Raw genomic sequence first — 19,317 nt, 5'->3', positions numbered from 1 at the left:
TTGTCTTCTCGTGTGCTCTCATTGCCCGAACACCGCCGCCTTCTGACGCTCGATGCTGCGGACCAGGCCGTCGACGTCGTTCGGGTTGCCCAGGAACTGCTGCATCGCCGGGATCATGACGACGGACGCGAAGTCGGGGCGGGTGTCCCGGTCGAGGAACTGGGTGATGGACCCCGCACCCTGGACGAGGGCGGCCGACTTCTGCACGAGCGGAGAGAAACTCGACAGATCGGCGTCGCGGTGCGCGGGTATCGCCTGGGGGTCCTGCTTCGCATACGCGACTGCGGCGTCGGCGCTGGTGAGGAAGGAGAGGAACTGCTGCGCGCCACCGAGGTTCCGCGGGTCCTTGCGCATCATGAATCCGTCCATCGGCGCCTCGACCGCCGAAGCGCCGACGGCGGAGTCGAGTTCGGGGAACGCGAAGAAGTCCAGATCCTCGCGGTCGGGCCCTGCGGGGAAGCTCTGCGCGACGAACATGCCGGCCACCAGCATGCCGACTTCCTTGTTCAGGAGTGCCTGCTGCGCCTCGGACATCTTGCGGCCCAGCGGTTGCGACTGGTGGAACGGGAGGATCTCGCGCCAGGTGTCGAACACCGACCGGACGCGGTTGTCGGTCCAGCTCACCTCGCCCGCGAGCAGGGAGCGGTGGAAGTCGACGCCGTTGAGGCGCAGGTCGAGATAGTCGAACGTGCCGAACGGGGGCCAGCCGTCGCGGACGCCGAACCCGACCGGGGTGAGTCCGTCGGCCTGCATGCGCTTGGACAGGGCCACCCATTCGTCGAACGTCTTCGGCGGCGCGTAGCCCCGCTGCTGCCAGAGGCTGGGGCGGTAGAACACCGCCCACGGGTAGTAGAAGAACGGGATCAGATACTGCTGGCCGTCGGTTCCGGTGGACGCCTCACGGAAACTGTCACTGAAGCCGCTGCCGTGCGCTTGCCACACCGAGCTGACGTCGTCGACGAGACCCTTGTCGGCGAAGTACTTCATGCGGTACCCCGACATCCAGGTGAAGACGTCATCCGGGGTGCCCTGCAAGTAGTTGTTGACGTTCTCCTGGAACGAGGTGGAGTCGACGGAGTTGATCCGCACGGCGGCGCCGGTCTGCTGCTGGAACATCCCGACGACGTCCTGGACGCCGAGTTTGGCGTTCTTGTCCGACAGCCGCGATCCGAGGGTGATCACGTGGGGGTCGACACCGCTCGTGCACCCGGACAGCAGGCCCGCGGTCGACAGGGCGCCCGCGGCGCCGAGCGCGGCCTTGAGAAAGGTGCGCCGGGAGGGTTGCCACGGGTGCGGCAGCTCGTTTCGGTTCATGGTGCCCTTTTCGGTTGAGTACCGGGTGGGGGCGGAGTCGCTCACCACCTGATCGAAATCGAACAACTTCGATCACATTTCGGTGCTGTCGCCTCACGCCCTTACGTGATGCAGGTTACAAAATCACGCCGCACTGCGCGTTGTCAACCAGTCGCATGCGCGTTCACCTGCACAAGTGCAGAAATGTTCATTAGTGTTGACTTTTGAACAGCGATCCGACAGATTGTGAGCATGCACACAGCGAGCGATTCCGGCGGGCGGCACCTGCGGTGGCCGACCCGGGGCATTTCCTTCGGCGGTGACTACAACCCCGAGCAGTGGCCGGAAGAGATCTGGCAGCGCGACGTCGAACTCATGCGCGAGGCGTGTGTCGACTTCGCGACCGTCGGCGTCTTCTCCTGGGCGCGGCTCCAGCCCACCCCCGACACGTGGGACTTCGGCTGGCTCGATCGCGTCCTCGACCTCCTGCACGACGGCGGCGTCCGCGTCGACCTGGCCACCGCGACCGCGTCCCCACCGCCCTGGCTCACGGCCGCGCATCCCGAGGTCCGGCCCGTGGACGAGCGTGGCTACCGGTACGAGATCGGCAGCAGGCAGACATGGAGCCCGAGTTCCCCGATCTACCGCGACCACTCCCTCGTCCTCGTCGAGAAGATGGCGACCCGATACGGCGGCCACCCCGCACTCGCGCTCTGGCATGTGTCGAACGAACTCGGCTGCCACAACTCACGCTGCTACTCCCCCGACAGTGCGCGGGCGTTCCGGCGGTGGCTGCAGCGTCGCTACGGCGACCTGACCGAACTCAACCGGGCGTGGGGCACGACGTTCTGGAGCCAGCACTACAGCGACTGGAACGAAGTGGTGCCGCCCGCCGCGAGCACGACGTTCGGCAATCCCACGCATCTGCTGGACTGGCGCCGGTTCTGCTCGGACGCCCTCCTCGACCAGTACCTCGCCGAGCGGGAGGTGTTGCGGCGCATCACCCCCGACATCCCGGTCACCACCAACTTCATGGTGGGCATGGGCTCACCGCAGTCGCTCGCCGGCGACATGAACTACACGCAGTGGGCGCCCGAACAGGACCTGGTGTCCACCGACCACTACCTGGTGGGGCCCGCGACGGGCGACGGCGCCGCCCACCACCGGCTGTCGTTCTCGGCCGACCTGACCCGCGGCATCGCCGGCTCACGGCCGTGGTTGCTGATGGAACATTCGACGAGCGCCGTCAACTGGCAGCCGGTCAACCGGGCGAAGGCACCCGGGGAGATGCTGCGCAACTCCCTCGCCCACGTCGCCCGCGGAGCGGACGGCATCGCCTTCTTCCAGTTCCGCGCGTCCGACGCGGGTGCGGAGAAATTCCATTCGGCCCTGGTTCCGCACGCGGGCACCGACTCCGCGCGATGGCGGGAAGTCGTCCAGCTCGGCGCCGTGCTGCGCCGCCTCGAACCGGTGGCAGGCAGTCGCGTCGAGGCGCCGGTGGGTGTGCTGTTCGACTGGGAGTCGCAGTGGGCGTGCGAGCAGGACGGGCACCCGTCCCGGTTGATGCAGCCCATGGCGATCGCCGAACGCGCCCACCACGCCTTCTCCGGCGTCACGTGTGACGTGATCCCCGCGGACGCCGACCTGAGCCGGTACGCCGTGGTGGTCGTTCCGGCCGTGTACCTGTGCAGCGACGAGGACGCCGCGCGCATCGAGGCCGCGACCCGCGCCGGCGCCCAGGTGCTGGTCACCGCATTCTCCGGGATCGCGGACCGCGACGATCACATCCGGCTCGGCGGCTACCCCGGGGCGTTCCGCGACCTGCTGGGTGTCCGCACCGAGGAGTTCTTCCCGCTCGGCGCCGACGAGACCGTCGCCCTCGACGACGGCACCGCGGCCCGCATCTGGACCGAGTACCTGACGGTGTCCGAGGACGTGGACGTTCTCGCCCGCCACACCGAGGGGCATCTGCAGGGCGTGCCCGCCCTCACCCGCAGGCCGGTCGGCGACGGCGCGGCCTGGTACCTCGCCACCGTCCCCGACACGCAGGGCTGGGCGAGGATCGCCGAGACGATCTGCGCCGCAGCAGGTCTCGATCTCCACGCGGGACAGAACTCCGCCGTCGAGATCGTACGCAGGCGGGGCGAGAACGGGTCGTGGCTGTTCGTCCTCAACCACACGCCCGAGAAGGTGACCGTCGAGGTGTCCGGCACCGACCTCGTCACCGAACGAGTGGTCGACGGACCGCTCACGCTGGCACCCGGCAGCTGTGCTGTGATTCGCGAAGACAGCGCCGACACCGGCGCCCGGACCCGAAAGGCGGACGCATGATGCTCGCTCGTCAGCGCCAGCAGGTGATCCTCGACGAGGTCACCTCCCGCGGTGCGGTGAAGGTCGTCGACCTCGGCGCGACGCTCGGGGTCTCCGACATGACCATCCGGCGCGACATCAACGAACTCGTCGAGCAGGGTCTCGTCGAGCGGGTGCACGGCGGGGTCACGCTGCCGCGGTCGGCAAGTGTGCACGAACCGGGGTTCTCGGCGAAGTCCGAACTCGACCGGGAGGCCAAGCGGGCCATCGCCCGCGCCGCCGCCCGGCTGGTGCGGCCAGGCACGTCGGTGGGCATCTCCGGCGGCACCACCACGCACGCCCTCGCCCGCGAACTCCTCGACGTCCCCGACATCACCGTCGTCACCAATTCGCTGCCCGTCGCCGACGCCTTCCACGAGGGCGGCCGCGACGACCAGACCATCCTCCTCACCGGTGGTCAGCGCACCCCGTCGTTCGCGCTGGTCGGGCCGCTCACGGTCGCCGCCCTGCGCGGGATCCACGTGGACATGCTGTTCCTGGGTACGCACGGCATGGGGATCGACTCCGGACTCACCTGCCCCAATTTGATGGAAGCACAGACCAATCAGGCGCTCGTCGCGTCGTCGCGGCGGGTCGTGGTGCTCGCCGACCACACGAAGTGGGGGGTGACCGCGCTGGCGAACACGATCCCACTGTCCGACGTCGACATCCTCATCACCGACGCCGGGCTCGAGCGCACCGCCCAGGAAGCTCTCGCCGACCACGTCGGCGACCTCGTGGTGACACGGGAGAACCGGGAAGGACCCACCGATGACCGTGCGTGACGAACAGGATGCGCCGGAGACCGGGACGCGGCTCCGGATGCGCAAGACCCGGACGACCCTCGCGGACGGCCGCGAACTGATCTACTTCGACGACTCCGAGCCGTACGTGTCGGGCGGAGCCACCCGCGAGCTGGTGGATTCACGTCCGCTGCCGCCGGCGGTGTCGCAGTCGCAGATGCGGTTCGACGTGCTCACCGGGGAATGGGTGGTCATCGCTGCCCAGCGGATGGACCGCACGTTCCTGCCGCCGCCGGACGCGTCGCCGCTCGCCCCGAGCGTGCCGGGCAAGGCACCTACGGAGATTCCGGCCGACGACTACGACGTGGTGGTGTTCGAGAACCGTTTCCCGTCGCTGGCGACGGCCGCCGCCGAGCAGGACCTTCCGGACTGCGTCGACGGAGAAGCGTTGTGGCCGTTGGCACCGGGAGCGGGCAGGTGCGAGGTCGTGTGCTTCACCAGCAACCCCGATGCCGCCTTCGCCACCCTGAGCGTCGACCGGGTCCGCACCGTCGTCGACGTCTGGGCCGACCGCACCGCCGAACTGTCGACGCTGCCGGGGGTCCGGCAGGTGTTCTGCTTCGAGAACCGGGGCAAGGAAATCGGCGTCACCCTGACCCATCCGCACGGGCAGATCTACGCCTACCCGTACCTGCCGCCCCGCACGGACGCACTGATCCGGCGCTCCCGCGAGCACTTCGAGAGCACCGGGCGGCTGCTGCTCGCCGACGTCCTCGACGCCGAAACACGATCCGGCAGGCGCGTGGTCCTGGCCGCCGAGCACTGGACCGCGTACGTTCCCGCCGCCTCGCGCTGGCCGCTGGAGGTGCATCTCGCACCGCACCGCGACGTCCGTGACCTCACCGAACTGTCCGAAGACGAGCGGGACGAACTCGCCCACGTCTATCTCGAACTGCTGCGGCGGGTCGACCGGTTCTTCGAGGGTGTCGACGCCGTGCCCTACATCGCCGCGTGGCACCAGGCGCCCGTCGGCGAGGACCGTCCGCTCGGACGCCTGCACCTGCAACTGTTCTCGATGATGCGGTCGCCGGGCCGGATGAAGTACCTGGCGGGATCCGAGTCCGGGATGGGGGCGTGGGTCAACGACACCACCCCCGAGCGCATCGCCGACCGGCTGCGGGAGGTGGCGTCGTGAATGGTGCGCAGTGGGTCACCCCCGTCGACGCCGCCTCGGTCGCCGGCCCCGCGGAGGCGCTGTTCCGCAGCACGTTCGGCGGCGCCGCGGACGGCGTCTGGACGGCACCCGGCCGAGTCAACCTCATCGGTGAGCACGTCGACTACGCCGGCGGACTGGTCCTGCCGTTCGCGCTCCCCTACGTGACGGTCGTCGCCGTCCGTGTGCGGGGCGACGGGATCCTGCACGCCGTGTCCACGCACACCGGCGAGTCCTGGCGCGGTCCGCTCGACGACGTCGCCCCGGGCCACCCGGCCGGCTGGGCCGCGTACGTCGCCGGGGTGGTGTGGGCGCTACACCGGTCCGGACACCTCACGGCGGGAACCGGTTTCGACGTCGCAGTGCATTCGACGGTCCCCGTCGGCTCCGGGCTGTCGAGTTCGGCAGCGCTCGAGTGCGCCTTCGCTCTCGCCGCCGCCGACCTCGCCGGACTGCCCACGGACGACGCCGGCCGCCGCCCGCTGATCACCGCGTCCATCCGCGCGGAGAACGAGATCGCCGGCGCGTCCACCGGCGGCATGGACCAGTCGGTCGCGATGCTCGCCCGCCCCGGCCACGCTCTGCTCCTCGACTGCCGGGACGGCGCCACCCGCCACGTTCCGCTCGACTTCGACTCCGCCGACGCCCGGCTGGTGGTCATCGACACCAACGCGCCGCACCGGCTGGTCGACGGCAAGTACGGCAACCGGCGCGCCGCCATCGAGAAGGCCTGCGCCGACCTCGGCGTCGCCACCCTGCGCGACGTCGCCGACCCCGACGCCGCCGTCGCGGGACTGAGTTCCCCGGCAGCGCAGCGGGTCCGGCACGTGCTCGGCGAGATCCGCCGCGTCCGGGAAGTCGCCGACCTGCTCGACCGCGGCCGGATCGCCGACATCGGCGACGCCCTGAACCGCTCGCACGCCTCGTTGCGCGACGACTACGAGGTCAGCTCCGTCGAGCTCGACTCCGCCGTCGACGCCGCCCTCGAGGCCGGCGCCTGGGGTGCGCGGATGACCGGCGGCGGCTTCGGCGGCTCCGCGATCGCCCTCGTACCCGCCGACCGGGTCGACGCCGTCGTCGAGAACGTCGCCCGACGCGCCGAGACCGCCGGCCTGCCGGTCCCCCAGTTCCTGCACGCCGAGCCGTCGGGCTCGGCACACCGACTCTGAGATCCCCTTCCACGACCAGGAGAACACCATGGCACGAGTCACGTACGACGCAGCCACCAAGATGTACCCCGGTTCCGATGTGCCGGCCGTCGATTCGCTGAACCTCGACATCGAGGACGGCGAATTCCTCGTCCTCGTCGGCCCCTCCGGGTGCGGCAAATCGACGTCGCTGCGGATGCTGGCCGGTCTCGAGGACGTCGACTACGGTGCCATCCGCATCGGCGAACGCGACGTCACCGCCCTCGCACCGAAGGAACGGGACATCGCGATGGTGTTCCAGAACTACGCGCTGTACCCCCACATGACGGTGGCGAAGAACATGGGCTTCGCCCTCGAGATCGCCGGCATGGACAAGAGTGAGATCGGCCGCCGCGTCGAGGAGGCCGCGAAGATTCTCGATCTCGGCGACTACCTGAACCGCAAGCCGAAGGCACTCTCCGGTGGGCAGCGTCAGCGTGTCGCGATGGGCCGGGCGATCGTCCGCGACCCGCAGGTGTTCCTCATGGACGAGCCGCTGTCGAACCTCGACGCGAAACTCCGGGTGCAGACCCGCACCCAAATCTCACTGCTGCAGCGCCGGCTGGGCACCACCACCGTGTACGTCACCCACGACCAGGTGGAGGCCATGACCATGGGCGACCGCGTGGCCGTCATGAAAGCGGGCATCCTGCAGCAGTGCGCGAGCCCGAAGACGCTGTACGAGAAGCCGGTCAACAGCTTCGTCGCCGGGTTCATCGGGTCACCGGCCATGAACCTGTTCGAGGTCGACGTCGTGAACGGCGACGCCCGGATCGGTTCACTGTCGACGCCGATCGAGCGGTCGGTGGTGGGCGCCCTGGACACCGGCCGGGTGGTCGTCGGTGTCCGCCCCGAGGCGTGGACCGTGTCCGACCGGGGCACCACGGTGAAGGTCGACGTGGTGGAGGAACTCGGCGCGGACGCCTACATCTACGGACGCATCGTCCGCGACGGCGAACTCGGCGGACACGACATCGTCGCGCGCGTCAGCGACTCCGCATCCCCGGCCAAGGGCGAGGTGATCCGGCTGGCACCGGACCCGGCCCGCCTGCACTACTTCTCCCCGACGACGGGGGCGCGACTCGGCGACTGAGCGAACCGACCCCCCCACCGCCGAACCGAAGGAGCAACAAGTGAAACTTCTCGTCACCGGCGGCGCCGGTTACGTCGGCAGCGTCTGCGCCCAGCGGCTGCTCGAGTGCGGCCACACGGTCGTGGTCGTGGACGACCTGTCGACCGGCAACGCCGACGCGGTGCCGGCAGGAGCGGAGTTCGTCGAGGAGGACGTCGCGAGTGCGGCCGAGCGGGTTCTCGGCAGCGGGGACTTCGACGGCGTGTTGCATTTCGCCGCCCGCTCCCTCGTCGGGGAGTCGGTGGTGACGCCGGAGACGTACTGGAACGCCAACGTCGTCAAGACCCTGACCCTGCTGGAGGCCATGCGCTCGTCCGGTACCGGCCGGCTGGTGTTCTCCTCCACCGCAGCGACGTACGGATCACCGGACTCCGTGCCGATCACCGAGGACGCACCGACCCGGCCGACCAACCCGTACGGTGCCACCAAACTGGCGATCGACCACGCGATCACGTCGTACGCGGTCGCGCACGGTCTGGCCGCGTGCAGTCTGCGCTACTTCAACGTCGCCGGCGCGTACGCCGGGCTCGGCGAGAACCGTCTCGTGGAAACACACCTGATCCCGCTGGTGCTGCAGGTCGCCGCCGGGCACCGGGACGAGATCTCGGTGTTCGGCACCGACTGGCCCACCCCGGACGGCACTGCCGTCCGCGACTACATCCACATCCACGACCTGGCGGAGGCGCATATCCTCGCGCTCGAGTCGGCCCGGCCCGCAACGCACCGCGTCTACAACCTCGGCACCGGCACCGGGTTCAGTGTGCGGGAGGTGATCTCGTCCTGCGAACGCGTGACGGGCCGAACCATCGCCACCCGGGACGCCCCGCGGCGCGCCGGTGATCCGGCGGTCCTCGTCGCGTCCGGCGCACGTGTGCAGGCCGAACTGGGCTGGCGACCGAGACACACGGACCTCGATGCGATCGTGGCCGATGCGTGGACGTATCTGCAGTCGCTGGGCGCGCGGGAACGCTACCGTGGTGCAGTGCGGTCGTGAGCAGGCGTGCGGCACCCCGTGGACCGCGAGAAGGAGGCTGGTGTGGACGTCACCGATTCCACGAGGCAGGGTCGGATCGTGGAGGTCCTCGTCGAGGCCTTCGCCGATCTGATGGAGGCGGACCCGAGTGCGTTTCGCACGAAGTTCCGGAAGATGGCCGCCGATCCGTTCGCCTTCTACCGGGGCAGCGCCTGCCTGTTCTACGACGATCTGCGTGACTTCGACGATCCGTGGGCCGACGAGCGCACCGGCCGAGTGTGGATCCACGGCGATCTGCACCTGGAGAACTTCGGCACGTACATGAACTCGGAAGGCACCCTCGTCTTCGACGTCAACGATTTCGACGAGGCGTACGTGGGGCACTTCAGCTGGGATCTTCGTCGCTTCGTCGCGAGCCTGGCCCTGATGGGCTGGCAGAAGGCCCTCCCCGAGAAGGACGTCCGCAAACTGGCCGAAACGTATCTGCGCAGCTACGTCGACCATGTCCTGCACTATGCGCGGCAGGAGGCGGACGAGGACTTCGCGCTGGGCCTGGACAATTCTCGCGGCGCCATTCACGACCTCCTCCTTCGTGCGCGCCTCGCCACCCGGGTGAGCCTGCTCGAGTCCGTCACGGTGCTCGAGGACTACGATCGGCACTTCCGGCGCGGCCGCGGCGTCCGCGAAGTGGACGAGCAGGAACGCACCACCGTGAGCGAGGCGGTCGAGACGTACGTCGAGAGAATTCCGCGCAGCAAGCGGTCGGCACGGCCGGTGTTCTACCGGATCAAGGACGTGGTCGGGCGGAAGGGCTTCGGGATCGGCAGCGCCGGTCTTCCTGCGTACAACGTACTCATCGAAGGGGCGACGCAGGCGCTCGAGAACGACATCGTGCTGTCGCTCAAGCAGGGCAACGTCGCCGCCCCGAGCCGCATCGTCGACGAAACCGCCGTCCGCGGCTACTTCGAGCACGAAGGTCACCGCACCGCGGTGAGTCAGCGGGCCCTGCAGGTACACACCGATCCGCTGCTCGGCTACACGGAGATCGGCGACACCGGTTTCGTGGTCGCCGAACTCTCCCCGTACGAACTGGACCTCGACTGGTCGGACCTCACCGAACCGGAAGACATCGCGCCGGTGCTCGAGGACCTCGGCCGGGCGACGGCGAAGGTGCATTGCGTCTCCGACGAGGACAGCGATCAGACCCTTGTCACGTTCCAGACCGAGAACGCCATCCAGAACGTCGTCGACGGCAGGCTGGACGAGTTCGTCGGCGAGATCGTCGACTTCGGCATCGCGTACGCCGAGGTGAGCCGCAGGGACCACCAGCTGTTCGTGAACGCGTTCCGGGAAGGGGAGATCGCGGGCGTCTCCGCGACCTAGCCGAACTACAGTCGGACGGTGTTCAGTTCCTCCAGAACACCTTCCGCGCTGCGGGCGGCGACGGTGCAGGCCCGCGCGGTGAACTGGTCGAGCAACGGGTGGCGTGCCCGTTCGCGCCACTTCCGCACCGCGGCAAGTGCCCGCATCCGCTGCAACTCCACGGAGTCGTCGCCGTCGGTGCCCAGTCGTTCGGCGATCTGGATCCCGAATCCGCCGATCAGGCGTTGCAACTCGGCCACGTCGTCGGCGGGCAACCCCACCTCGGTGGACCGCAGCCGCCCGAGCAGCCGCAGTTCCTGGAAACCGTGCACATCGGAGAGCAGCCGTTCGGCCGACATCAGGATCTCGCCCGCACCCGGCACCGGATGCGCCGTGAGCACCCGCTTGAGTGCCACGAGCGCCGAATGGGTCTTCAACTGGTCGGCCCGCTGCCCGAACTGGATGTCGATCACCTGACGCAATTCGTCGAGGCCGCTGCGTTCCACCAGTTCGGCGGCCAGCGTGGGCGAGTCCTTGGTGCCCAACCGGATCAAAGTGACGGCCATCCGGATCCCGAAGAGACCGAAGCGGTCTGCCAGCTGAGCGCGCATTTTGGCGTCCACGGGAAGCGGACTGTCCTCACGCGCGAACCGGTCGGCCGACAGCATCGCCAGGTTCAGGTCGTCCACCGGGACCTCGGCCAGATGCTGGAACGCGGTGAACTCGGCCTGACGCATCGTGCGGGCACCGAGCGCCAGCAGACCCGCGACGGGGACCACGGCCTGGCACAGCCCGGTGCGCTCGAGTTCGCCCGCGAACCGGGACGCCACTTCCTTCGCGGACATCATGGCGTCCAGGCGTCCCGCCCCCACCTCGTCGGCCCGCGACACGACACCGACCACACCGAGCGGTCCCGATTCGTCGCCCACGTGGTCGCCGATCTGACCCAGGAACTGGACGTCGGTCGCGTTGAGCGTGCGCAGCAGGTAGACCACGGCGTCGGCGCCGGACGCCTCGTTGTCGGGGGTGAGCATCTCGAGGGTGCGGGCCGAGACGTCCCGCGACAGCGAGGACGTACCCGGGGTGTCGATGATCGTCGTGTGAGCCAGGGCGGACGACGGCCACTCCACGTCGAGACGGTCCACCTGGTCGGCGGTGAGGTGGCCGAGGTCGAACGTGAGATGTCCGTCCCGGCGCAGCACCGGGACGTTGGCGGAACGCTGAGCGCCGCTACCGTTGTCCGGCTGGTACCACGCCGTCACGGTGGGCGTCGACCCGCTGCGGTACCAGGTGACGACGCGGGTGCACTCGGTCGCGTCGGTGGGCGCGATGTCCTGTCCCACCAGGGAATTGAGCAGAGTGGACTTGCCTGCCTTCAGCGAACCGGCCAGAGCCACCCGCAGCGGTTGTTCCAGTCGCCGGGCACATTCGGTCAGCTGATCCCGGATCTCGGGTCTGCCCGCGTACAACTGCCGGGCGGACGCGATGAGTGCCCGGGCCTCGTGAAGTGGAGCGGCCGTCATGCCGTGACCGCTCCCGCGTCGCCTGCGACGAGTTTCGCGGCTTGCTGTTTCAATTCGGATGCGACGTGCAGATCCTTCTCGAGCTGCGCGATCCGGCGGGTCCGTTCGGTGGACTCGAGATTCGCCGCCTCCTGCGCGCCTCGCAACGAGTCGTTGATCGACCGCAACGCCTGCTCGGCGATCGCGCTGAAATGGTCGCGCAGCAAGCGCTGGATCGACCGGAGCCGATCCTTCGACTCCTTGCCCACCTGGAAGCTGGCGTCGTCGGCGAACCGGCGGATAGCGGCCTTCGCCTCCGCACGCCGCTTCAGGATCCGGCTCTCCTTGTCTTCCCGGTACGCCTTCGTGCCGAGGAGGACTCCGGCGCCGATCGAGATCGGATTGACCAGGGCCATCCCCATCATCGTGGTGATCAGACCGAACATGAGGACGCCGCCGTACGACCCGCGCATCCCGACGAGAACCTTCTGCGTGATGCCGATGCGTCCGGCCTCGAGGTCCGCGAGCGAGGCCACCGGTTCGAGGACACCGTCGACGTTCGCGACGTCCAGGTGCGGCAGTTCGACGGCACCCGTCTCGGCGAAGTGCTGCGCCACCACCTCGGCCAGCCACAGCGCACGGTCGTGGGCCCACACGAAGTTGTCGCCGATCGCGGTGGCGAATTCCTGCTCGAGCCACTGACCGAGCGCGTCCCAGTCCTTGCCGGGGTCGCCCTCGTCGACGGTCTCCTCGGCCTCCCGGGTGACGCGGCGCAACCGGTCCCGGAGGTCGTGATCGATGTCCGCGGCCAGGTCGGCGATACCGTCGCCCAGCGTCTGCTGCCACAGCGACGTCTTCTTGTGCAGCTCCTCGGCGGCGGCCTTCGCCTTCTGCAGTTCGGCGACCGCGGCCACGCCCTTCGCCGGATCACGCAGGGCGGCAAGCTCACTGCCGATCCCCAAAGTGAGATGCTCGGCCGCGGAAGACACGTCCAGCGACACGGCCCGCCGCGTGTTCGCCTCCGCCCGAGCCACCACCCGCTCGCGCAGGAACGCGTACAGGTCGACGAAACCGGATTCGGTGTTGAGTTCCTCGTCCTGCAGACGCAGCGCGTGCGAACGCAGCACCGAGGAGATCGGGATCAGGGGAACGTCGAGACCGGCCCGCGCGAGGTGCCCGCGGTCGGCTTCGACGATCTCGCGCCAGTGCGGGTACAGGTCGGTCTTGCTGATCAGGCACGCCACCGACGGGCACAGGCTCGTGACCTGGCGGATGAAGCCGAGCTCCGGTTCGGTGAATTCCTGGCTGGCGTCGGACAGAACGAACACGGCGTCCGACGCCGGGATCAGCCCGAGGGTGCTCGCGGCGTGCGGGTTGCCGGCACCGCCCACGCCGGGCGTGTCGACCAGGACCAGACCGTCGGCGAGCAGCGGGCTCGGGACGTTGACCTCCACCCGCAGCACCTCCCGGCCCTCGGCGCGGGGCGAGGCCGGCGTGATGCCGTTCAGCTCGTCGAGCGGAAGAGGAACCCGGATCGGGTCGGCACCCGGATCGGCGAGGACCAGTTCCGCCGACGCGGTCTCGGCGTTCTGGACGACGGTGGGGATCGCGGTGGTCTCGTCGTCGCCCACCGAGCACACGGTGAGGTTGAGGAGGGAGTTCACGAACTGGCTCTTGCCCTGCTTGAGCGGTCCGACCACCACGATCCGCATCCGCGGGTCCTGCACCCGGGTCCGGGCCGAGTCGAGGCGCTGCGCCAGATCGCCGCGACCGAACCTCTTCGCCACGTCCAGCGCCTGCTCGAGCAACGCCGTCATCGACTGGGACCCGGCTGGACTCTTCTCGGCGGCTGCACTGTCCATGAGCTTCGTTGACCCGCAATTCTTCCGACCTTTGTGCGGACACCACGTTCAGTGCACCGACACCCGACTGTGAAACAGCCCCGCACGCATAACGCGTCCGGGGCTGATTTCGTTACATCGTACGGCGGTTCCGGCCGCCCCGTCTGGGGGATGCCGGAACCGCCGTCTCATCACGGCTCGAGGTGATCGACCACGTCCGTGACGTCGTGCGTGGTGGCCACCGAGGTGTCGGTGTCACCGAACAGCGAGCCGTCGGTGTCGGCGTGCAGGCCCGAGTCGGCGCCGAACGCGTTGTCGGCGTCGATCGACGACCAGGTGTCGGCGCCGGTGTCGACGGCACCGCCCAGGGTGGACCCCAGTCCGCCTGCGATCGACCCGGTGGTGTCGGCCACGACCCCGCCGACCGCACCGAGGTCGGCCGAACCGTCCGTGGTCGCGTCCGTGTCGGCGGAACCGCCTGCCGACGCTCCACCGTCGACCGAACCGCCGGCGGACGCTCCGCCGTCGACGGCACCGCCCACTGCGGCTCCACCGTCGACCGCTCCGCCGACCGCACCGTCGAGGGCGCCTCCGACCGAGGTGCCGAGCGATCCGAGGCCACCCACGCCGCTGGACAATCCGGCGCCGAGGCCGGTGACCGCGTCGGTGGTGGCATCGAGGCCACCGGTCAGTCCGGCAGTGGCGTCGACCGCGCTGTCCAGGCCGCCTTCGATTCCACCGGCCACATCACCGCCGACTCCGGCCGCGGCATCCACGGTGCCACCGAGGCTTCCGCCGACATTCGCGGCCGTGTCCAGCGCGCCACCGACCGTGCCACCCAGATTGGCCGCCGTGTCCAGGGCGCCACCGAGGTTCGCGTCCACGTTCGCACCGGCGTCGGCGACCGCGCCGACCGACGCGCCTGCCTCGCCCACCGCGTCGACGGCACCGCCGACGCTGCCGGTCAGTGCGGAGCCGAGGCCCGCACCGGTTTCGAAGATTCCACCGAGACCACCGGTGAGACCGCTGGTCAGACCGGCGCCCAGGCCACCGGCCGTGTCCAGTCCGCCGACCAGGTTGGTTCCGAGGCTGCCGCCCAGGTCCGCTCCGGCGTCGGCAACCGCGCCGACACCCGCCGCGACACCGGCACCGATGCCTGCCGCGGCGTCCGCGCCGCCTGCGACGCCGCCGCCGACCGCGCCGCCCACGTTGCCCGTGACGTCACTGCCCACGTCGAGCAGTCCGCCGAGCGCGCCGTCGATGCCGCCCGTCAGGCCACCCGCGAGATCGGTGCCCGCGTCGAGCGCACCGTCCAGGGCGCCGCCCACGCCTGCTGCGGCGCCGAGTCCGAGGTCGGCGTCCAGAGCGGAGTCCAGATCGAGTCCGCCACCGGCCTCCAGAGCCGTCTCCAGTGCGGAACCGAGGGTCGCGCTGAGATCGCCGTCGGCTCCGAGGACGCCGCCGAGCGCGGTGCCCAGCGTGCTGCCGATGCTGCCCTCCGCGCCGAGAACGCTGTCGAGGTCGAGGGCGCCGCCGGTCTCCAGCGCACCGCCGAGCACGCCGCCGAGCGCCGCGCCGAGGTCGGCGCCCGCGCCGCCACCGACACCGAACGCACCGCCGAGCAGGCCGCCCAGGTCGGTCACGCCGCCGAGGTCGACTCCGCCGTCCGCGCCGAGCACCGCGTCGAGGGCCGCACCCAGACCGGCGGTGGCGTCACCGTCGACTCCGAGCACTCCGCCGAGCGCGCCGCTGATGGTGGTTCCCAGGTCGGCACCGGTGTCGAGGACACCGCCCAGCCCGAGGCCGCTCTCCAGAGCGCCACCCAGGACCGTGCCCAGGTTCGCGCCTGCCTCGCCGCCCAGCCCGAGGGCCCCGCTCAGCGCCGTCGTCAGCTCCGACGTCAGTTCCCCGCCGAGACCGAGGTCGGCGCCCAGCCCGAGGTCCAGTCCGCCGTCCAGCAGACCACCCAGGTCGATGTCCGTCACTCCGCCCGCGCCGAGCACGGCGTCGAGGGTGCTGCCCAGTTCGGCGGCCAGGCCACCGTCCAGGCCGAGGGCGCCGCCGAGGACCGTGCCGAGCGCGGCGTCCAGTCCCAGTCCGCTGTCGAGTGCGCCGGACAGGGCGCCGCCGAGGCCACCCTCCAGATCGAGGGCGCCGCCGAGCAGACCGCCCAGGGCTCCACCGAGATCGCCGCTGACGTCACCGCCCGCGCCGAGAACGCCACCGAGGATGCCGCTCAGCGCACCGCCGAGGTCGCCGTCGGCACCGAGAACGGCGCCGAGGTCGAGTCCGCCACCGGCACCGAGAACGGCGTCCAGCGCGGTACCCAGACCGGCGGTGAGGTCGCCGCCGACTCCGAGTTCACCGCCGAGCAGTCCGCTCAGCGCACCGCCGAGGCTGCCGCCCGCACCGAGGATCGCGTCGAGGTCCAGTCCGCCGCCCAGGTCCGCGATCGAACCGAGCGTCGCGCCGAGTGCGCCACCGAGGTCTGCGCTCAGGTCGCCGCCCGCACCGAGGACACCACCGAGAGCGCCACCGAGGACCGCGCCGAGGTCGGTGCCGAGAACTCCGCCGAGCGAGCCGGCGACGTCACCGAGCAGTTCACCGCCGAGCAGGCCTTCGAGGGTGGCGCCCAGTCCGCCGCCTGCGCCGATCGCCGCGTCGAGCGCACCGCCCAGCGCGCCGCCGAGACCGGCGTCCACACCGAGCACGCCGCCGAGGGTCGTTCCGAGCACAGCACCGAGGTCGAGGCCGCCACCGAGTCCGGCGAGGATGTCACCGTCCAGGCTGCCACCGAGGTCGACGACGCTTCCGAGGGCGGCACCGAGAGCCGCACCCAGTTCGGCGCCCAGGTCGCCGCCGATCGACAGGGCGGGGGCGAGGATCCCGGTGAGACCACCGGCCACGTCGACCACCGGCAGGGCCGTGATCGCCGCGGTGAGGGTGGTGGCGAGCTGCGCCGTCAGGTCGGCGCCCAACCCGAGGGCGCCTCCGAGGGCCCCGCTGATCGTTGCGCCGAGGTCGAGGGCACTACCGAGGTCGAGGCCACCGGTGAGGGAGAGTGCTGCGTCGAGGGCCGCACCCAGCGCGGCGCCGAGCTCCGCACCGATCTCGCCGCCGATCTCCAGCGCGGCACCGAGTGCGGCGCTGAGGCCGGCAGCCAGTTCCGCCGCGAAGTCGAAGTCGCCGCCCAGGCCGGCACCGAGACCGAGGCCTGCGCCGGCACCGATACCGACCGCACCGCCGAGACCGCCGCCGAGACCGAGGCCGCCGCCCAGGCCGCCACCGACACCTGCGCCGACACCGCCCGCGACGTCACCGGCGACGTCGGCACCGGCGTTGACGATCGCGGCCAGGTCGGCCCCGCCGCCTGCGAACAGTCCCGACTCCGCGACCAGCGGAGCAACGGACACGATGTCCGCGTGGCTCACACCCTGCAGGCCGGCGGCGCACAGCGCCTCGGTCGGGTTGGCGCAGTAGGCAGCCGCAGCCTGCTCGTCGCGAAGAAGGCCGAGGATGAAGTCGAGGACGGCGTTGGTAGCCATGGCAGCTCTCCTGTAGTCGAGGTTCGGGGAGTTCGGGTGGCCACCACAACTGCTGTGACGGCGAGTGAAATACACGTTATGGATCGGCGGCCCCCTTCCCAACGGGGCGGCGCCCCCTACTCGGGGACCCCGGTATCGGGGATCTCCCATCGGGGGTCGGGGCCTCCCCGTTAGGGGATAGGGGGCCATTAGGGGATCGGCCCCGTAACTGCCGTCGACCAGCGGAGTCGGCGTAACGAAACGGCCGCTCCACGCGACAATTCGAGTGACCACGACGGCTTCGGCCGTCACATACGACGGCGGCACCGTCCGCCTGACGCAGGCGGCGTGACGCCCGCCCGGACCACAGGAGTGGAAGATGGCTGCAGCGCTCGGCATCGGTGTCGGATCGGTCAATACGGTGGCCGCCGTCGACACGGACGGGGCGAGCGTGACGGATGCCGCCGACCTCACCGTCCTGTCCCGCGCCAGTGTTCTCCACCTCTCCCCCGATCGCGCTCCGGTCCTCGGCGACGACGCGAGCGAACCCGATGCGGTGACGGTGTCCAACTTCGCGAACCGCGTGGGCGACCCGGTCGGGATCCTCACCGACGACGGCTCGACCTACTCCGGTGAAGACCTGGTGGCCACCGCCGTGAGCTGCATCGTGCACGAGGCCGCGTCGGGCCGCCACGGCCTCCCGACCACCGTCGTCGCCCACCCGACCGTCTGGCCGCCGTACACCGTCGGTGTCCTCGCCGACGCGCTCGAGCAGGCCGGCGTCACGGACGCGACCCTGGTGTCGGAGGCGCAGGCGGTGATGACGTGGCTCGAACGGACCCGCGGCACTCTCGGCGACGCGTTGACCGTCATCTACGACCTCGGCGGCACCTCGCTCGACATCACCCTCTTCCGTTCGGACGCACACGGCACGGAGACCGGCGTCCTCGGCAAGCCGGTGCGGTCCGAGGACTTCGGTGGCGCCCACTTCGACCACGCCACCATGCAGTACGTCCTCGGCAACGTCGCCGAGGAGTTCGGCGACATCGACCCGTTCGCCCCCGACACGGTCGCCGCCCTCACCCGGTTGCGGACCCGCTGCACCGCGGCGAAGGAGGCGCTGTCCTCCGACACCGAAGCCACCATCGGCATCGAACTGCCCGGCATCTCCACCGACGTGCGGCTGGTGCGCTCGGAACTCGAAGACCTGATCCGCGCGTCCCTGCAGGAATCGGTGACGCTGGTGCGCGAGAGCATCCACGCCGCCGGCCTCGAATCCAGCGACGTCACCCAGGTGGTGCTCACCGGCGGAAGCGCCGCGATCCCGCTGGTCGCCGAACTCCTGTCGGCGGAACTGCGTGTTCCCGTCGTCGCAGCCGAACGTCCGGGCCACACCGCGGCCCTGGGCGCCGCCCTACTCGCCGCCGACAACGACGCGGGACGCGCCGCCGCCCCGACCGTCGCGCGGATGCCGGTCGTCGTGCCCACCGCGGCACCTGCAGCGCCCGTCGCCGCCCCGACCGTCGAGCCGGACGCCGAGACCGTCGTCCTCGCCGCCCGCACCCCCGCACCGACCCTCGGCGAGCCCGCCGCCACCGGAATGTCGCGGAAGAAGAAGGCAGGGATCATCACCGCCTCCGCCGCGGCCATCGCCCTGCTCGCCGCGGGTGGGCTGTCGCTCGGCACGGCCCTCGACAGCGCACCGTCGTCGTCCAGCTCGGGTTCCACCACGTCGCAGTCGTCGGGCACGTCGGCGGGCGCGGCATCCACGTCCGGTGTTCCTGCCGAGGCCGCCGCGACGGGCGCCACCACTCCCGGCACCGAGGCGGCGGGCATCGCCGCCGCGACCGGTGTCCCCGGCACCGCGGCCGGCGTCGCGACCCCGATCGCCGCACCCGGCACCGTCCCACCTGGCACCGTCGCACCGGCCGCGGCCGCACCGGTCGCTGCAGCGCCCGGCACCGCACCGGCACCCGCGGCCGAGGTACCCGCACCTGCCCCGGCTCCCGCGCCCGCACCTGCCCCCGCTCCGGCCCCGAGCGTTCCCCAGACCGACGGCGGCGCCGCGATCGCCAACACCATCGTCGGCGGCGCCGGCGCGGTGGGTGACACCGTCAACGGAGTGGGCGACACGGTCGGTGGCGTCGTCGGCGGAGTCACCGGCCTGGTGCCCGGCGTCCTCGGCAACGGCGGATAGG

The 19,317-nt window shown here is 70.5% G+C and carries 12 protein-coding genes; 8 read left to right on the top strand and 4 right to left on the bottom strand.

The window, feature by feature from the left end; translation table 11 throughout:
* Positions 1 to 18: 18 nt before the first annotated feature.
* The gene (locus tag ACLIVD_RS09135) at positions 19 to 1,314 is read right to left on the bottom strand and encodes an ABC transporter substrate-binding protein (RefSeq protein WP_283333500.1); all 1,296 of its coding nucleotides are present in this window, start codon (positions 1,312 to 1,314) and stop codon (positions 19 to 21) included.
* A 231-nt stretch (positions 1,315 to 1,545) separates the two neighbouring features.
* Here ACLIVD_RS09135 and ACLIVD_RS09130 point away from each other — a divergent pair, with 231 nt between their 5' ends.
* The 7 genes from ACLIVD_RS09130 to ACLIVD_RS09100 are packed head-to-tail and all read left to right on the top strand — an operon-like array spanning position 1,546 to position 10,273.
* Positions 1,546 to 3,624 (top strand): beta-galactosidase, encoded by a 2,079-nt coding sequence (locus tag ACLIVD_RS09130; RefSeq protein WP_283333499.1) that lies wholly within the window; start codon positions 1,546 to 1,548, stop codon positions 3,622 to 3,624.
* Positions 3,621 to 4,427, top strand: a complete 807-nt coding sequence (locus ACLIVD_RS09125) for a DeoR/GlpR family DNA-binding transcription regulator (RefSeq protein WP_283333498.1) — start codon at positions 3,621 to 3,623, stop codon at positions 4,425 to 4,427. The genes ACLIVD_RS09130 and ACLIVD_RS09125 overlap by 4 nt, the downstream gene beginning before the upstream one ends.
* Entirely contained in the window at positions 4,414 to 5,580 is a 1,167-nt protein-coding gene (galT, locus tag ACLIVD_RS09120; protein WP_280780849.1) for a galactose-1-phosphate uridylyltransferase, read from the top strand. The genes ACLIVD_RS09125 and galT overlap by 14 nt, the downstream gene beginning before the upstream one ends.
* Complete coding sequence (galK, locus tag ACLIVD_RS09115; protein ID WP_491932333.1) at positions 5,577 to 6,767, top strand: galactokinase; 1,191 nt, start codon at positions 5,577 to 5,579, stop codon at positions 6,765 to 6,767. The genes galT and galK overlap by 4 nt, the downstream gene beginning before the upstream one ends.
* A 28-nt stretch (positions 6,768 to 6,795) precedes the next feature.
* Positions 6,796 to 7,878 carry an ABC transporter ATP-binding protein gene (locus ACLIVD_RS09110; protein WP_280780847.1) on the top strand — a complete coding sequence of 361 codons (1,083 nt, stop codon included), beginning with the start codon at positions 6,796 to 6,798 and terminating at the stop codon, positions 7,876 to 7,878.
* 40 nt (positions 7,879 to 7,918) lie between these two features.
* Positions 7,919 to 8,911 carry a UDP-glucose 4-epimerase GalE gene (gene galE / locus ACLIVD_RS09105; RefSeq protein ID WP_280780846.1) on the top strand — a complete coding sequence of 331 codons (993 nt, stop codon included), beginning with the start codon at positions 7,919 to 7,921 and terminating at the stop codon, positions 8,909 to 8,911.
* Between the two features lie 42 nt (positions 8,912 to 8,953).
* On the top strand, positions 8,954 to 10,273 hold the full coding sequence (locus ACLIVD_RS09100; protein ID WP_317567925.1) for a DUF2252 domain-containing protein: 1,320 nt from the start codon (positions 8,954 to 8,956) through the stop codon (positions 10,271 to 10,273).
* Between the two features lie 5 nt (positions 10,274 to 10,278).
* Here the strand turns inward: ACLIVD_RS09100 and ACLIVD_RS09095 are convergent, their stop codons facing one another.
* The 3 genes from ACLIVD_RS09095 to ACLIVD_RS09085 form a co-directional block, all read right to left on the bottom strand.
* A complete protein-coding gene (locus ACLIVD_RS09095; protein ID WP_280780844.1) occupies positions 10,279 to 11,775 on the bottom strand; it encodes a dynamin family protein in 1,497 nt (498 codons plus the stop codon).
* Positions 11,772 to 13,616 carry a dynamin family protein gene (locus tag ACLIVD_RS09090; protein WP_280780843.1) on the bottom strand — a complete coding sequence of 615 codons (1,845 nt, stop codon included), beginning with the start codon at positions 13,614 to 13,616 and terminating at the stop codon, positions 11,772 to 11,774. Before ACLIVD_RS09090 ends, ACLIVD_RS09095 begins: the two co-directional genes overlap by 4 nt.
* Before the next feature lie 170 nt (positions 13,617 to 13,786).
* On the bottom strand, positions 13,787 to 17,140 hold the full coding sequence (locus tag ACLIVD_RS09085; RefSeq protein ID WP_491932332.1) for an IniB N-terminal domain-containing protein: 3,354 nt from the start codon (positions 17,138 to 17,140) through the stop codon (positions 13,787 to 13,789).
* A 358-nt stretch (positions 17,141 to 17,498) separates the two neighbouring features.
* Between ACLIVD_RS09085 and ACLIVD_RS09080 the strand changes: the two genes are divergently transcribed.
* The gene (locus tag ACLIVD_RS09080; protein WP_491932331.1) at positions 17,499 to 19,316 is read left to right on the top strand and encodes an Hsp70 family protein; all 1,818 of its coding nucleotides are present in this window, start codon (positions 17,499 to 17,501) and stop codon (positions 19,314 to 19,316) included.
* The last annotated feature ends 1 nt before the right edge of the window (position 19,317 follow it).

The organism is Rhodococcus sp. G6(2025) (genome assembly GCF_058628105.1).
Note: the sequence above shows the minus strand (reverse complement) of the source record. Positions and strands in the feature narration are given on the sequence as shown.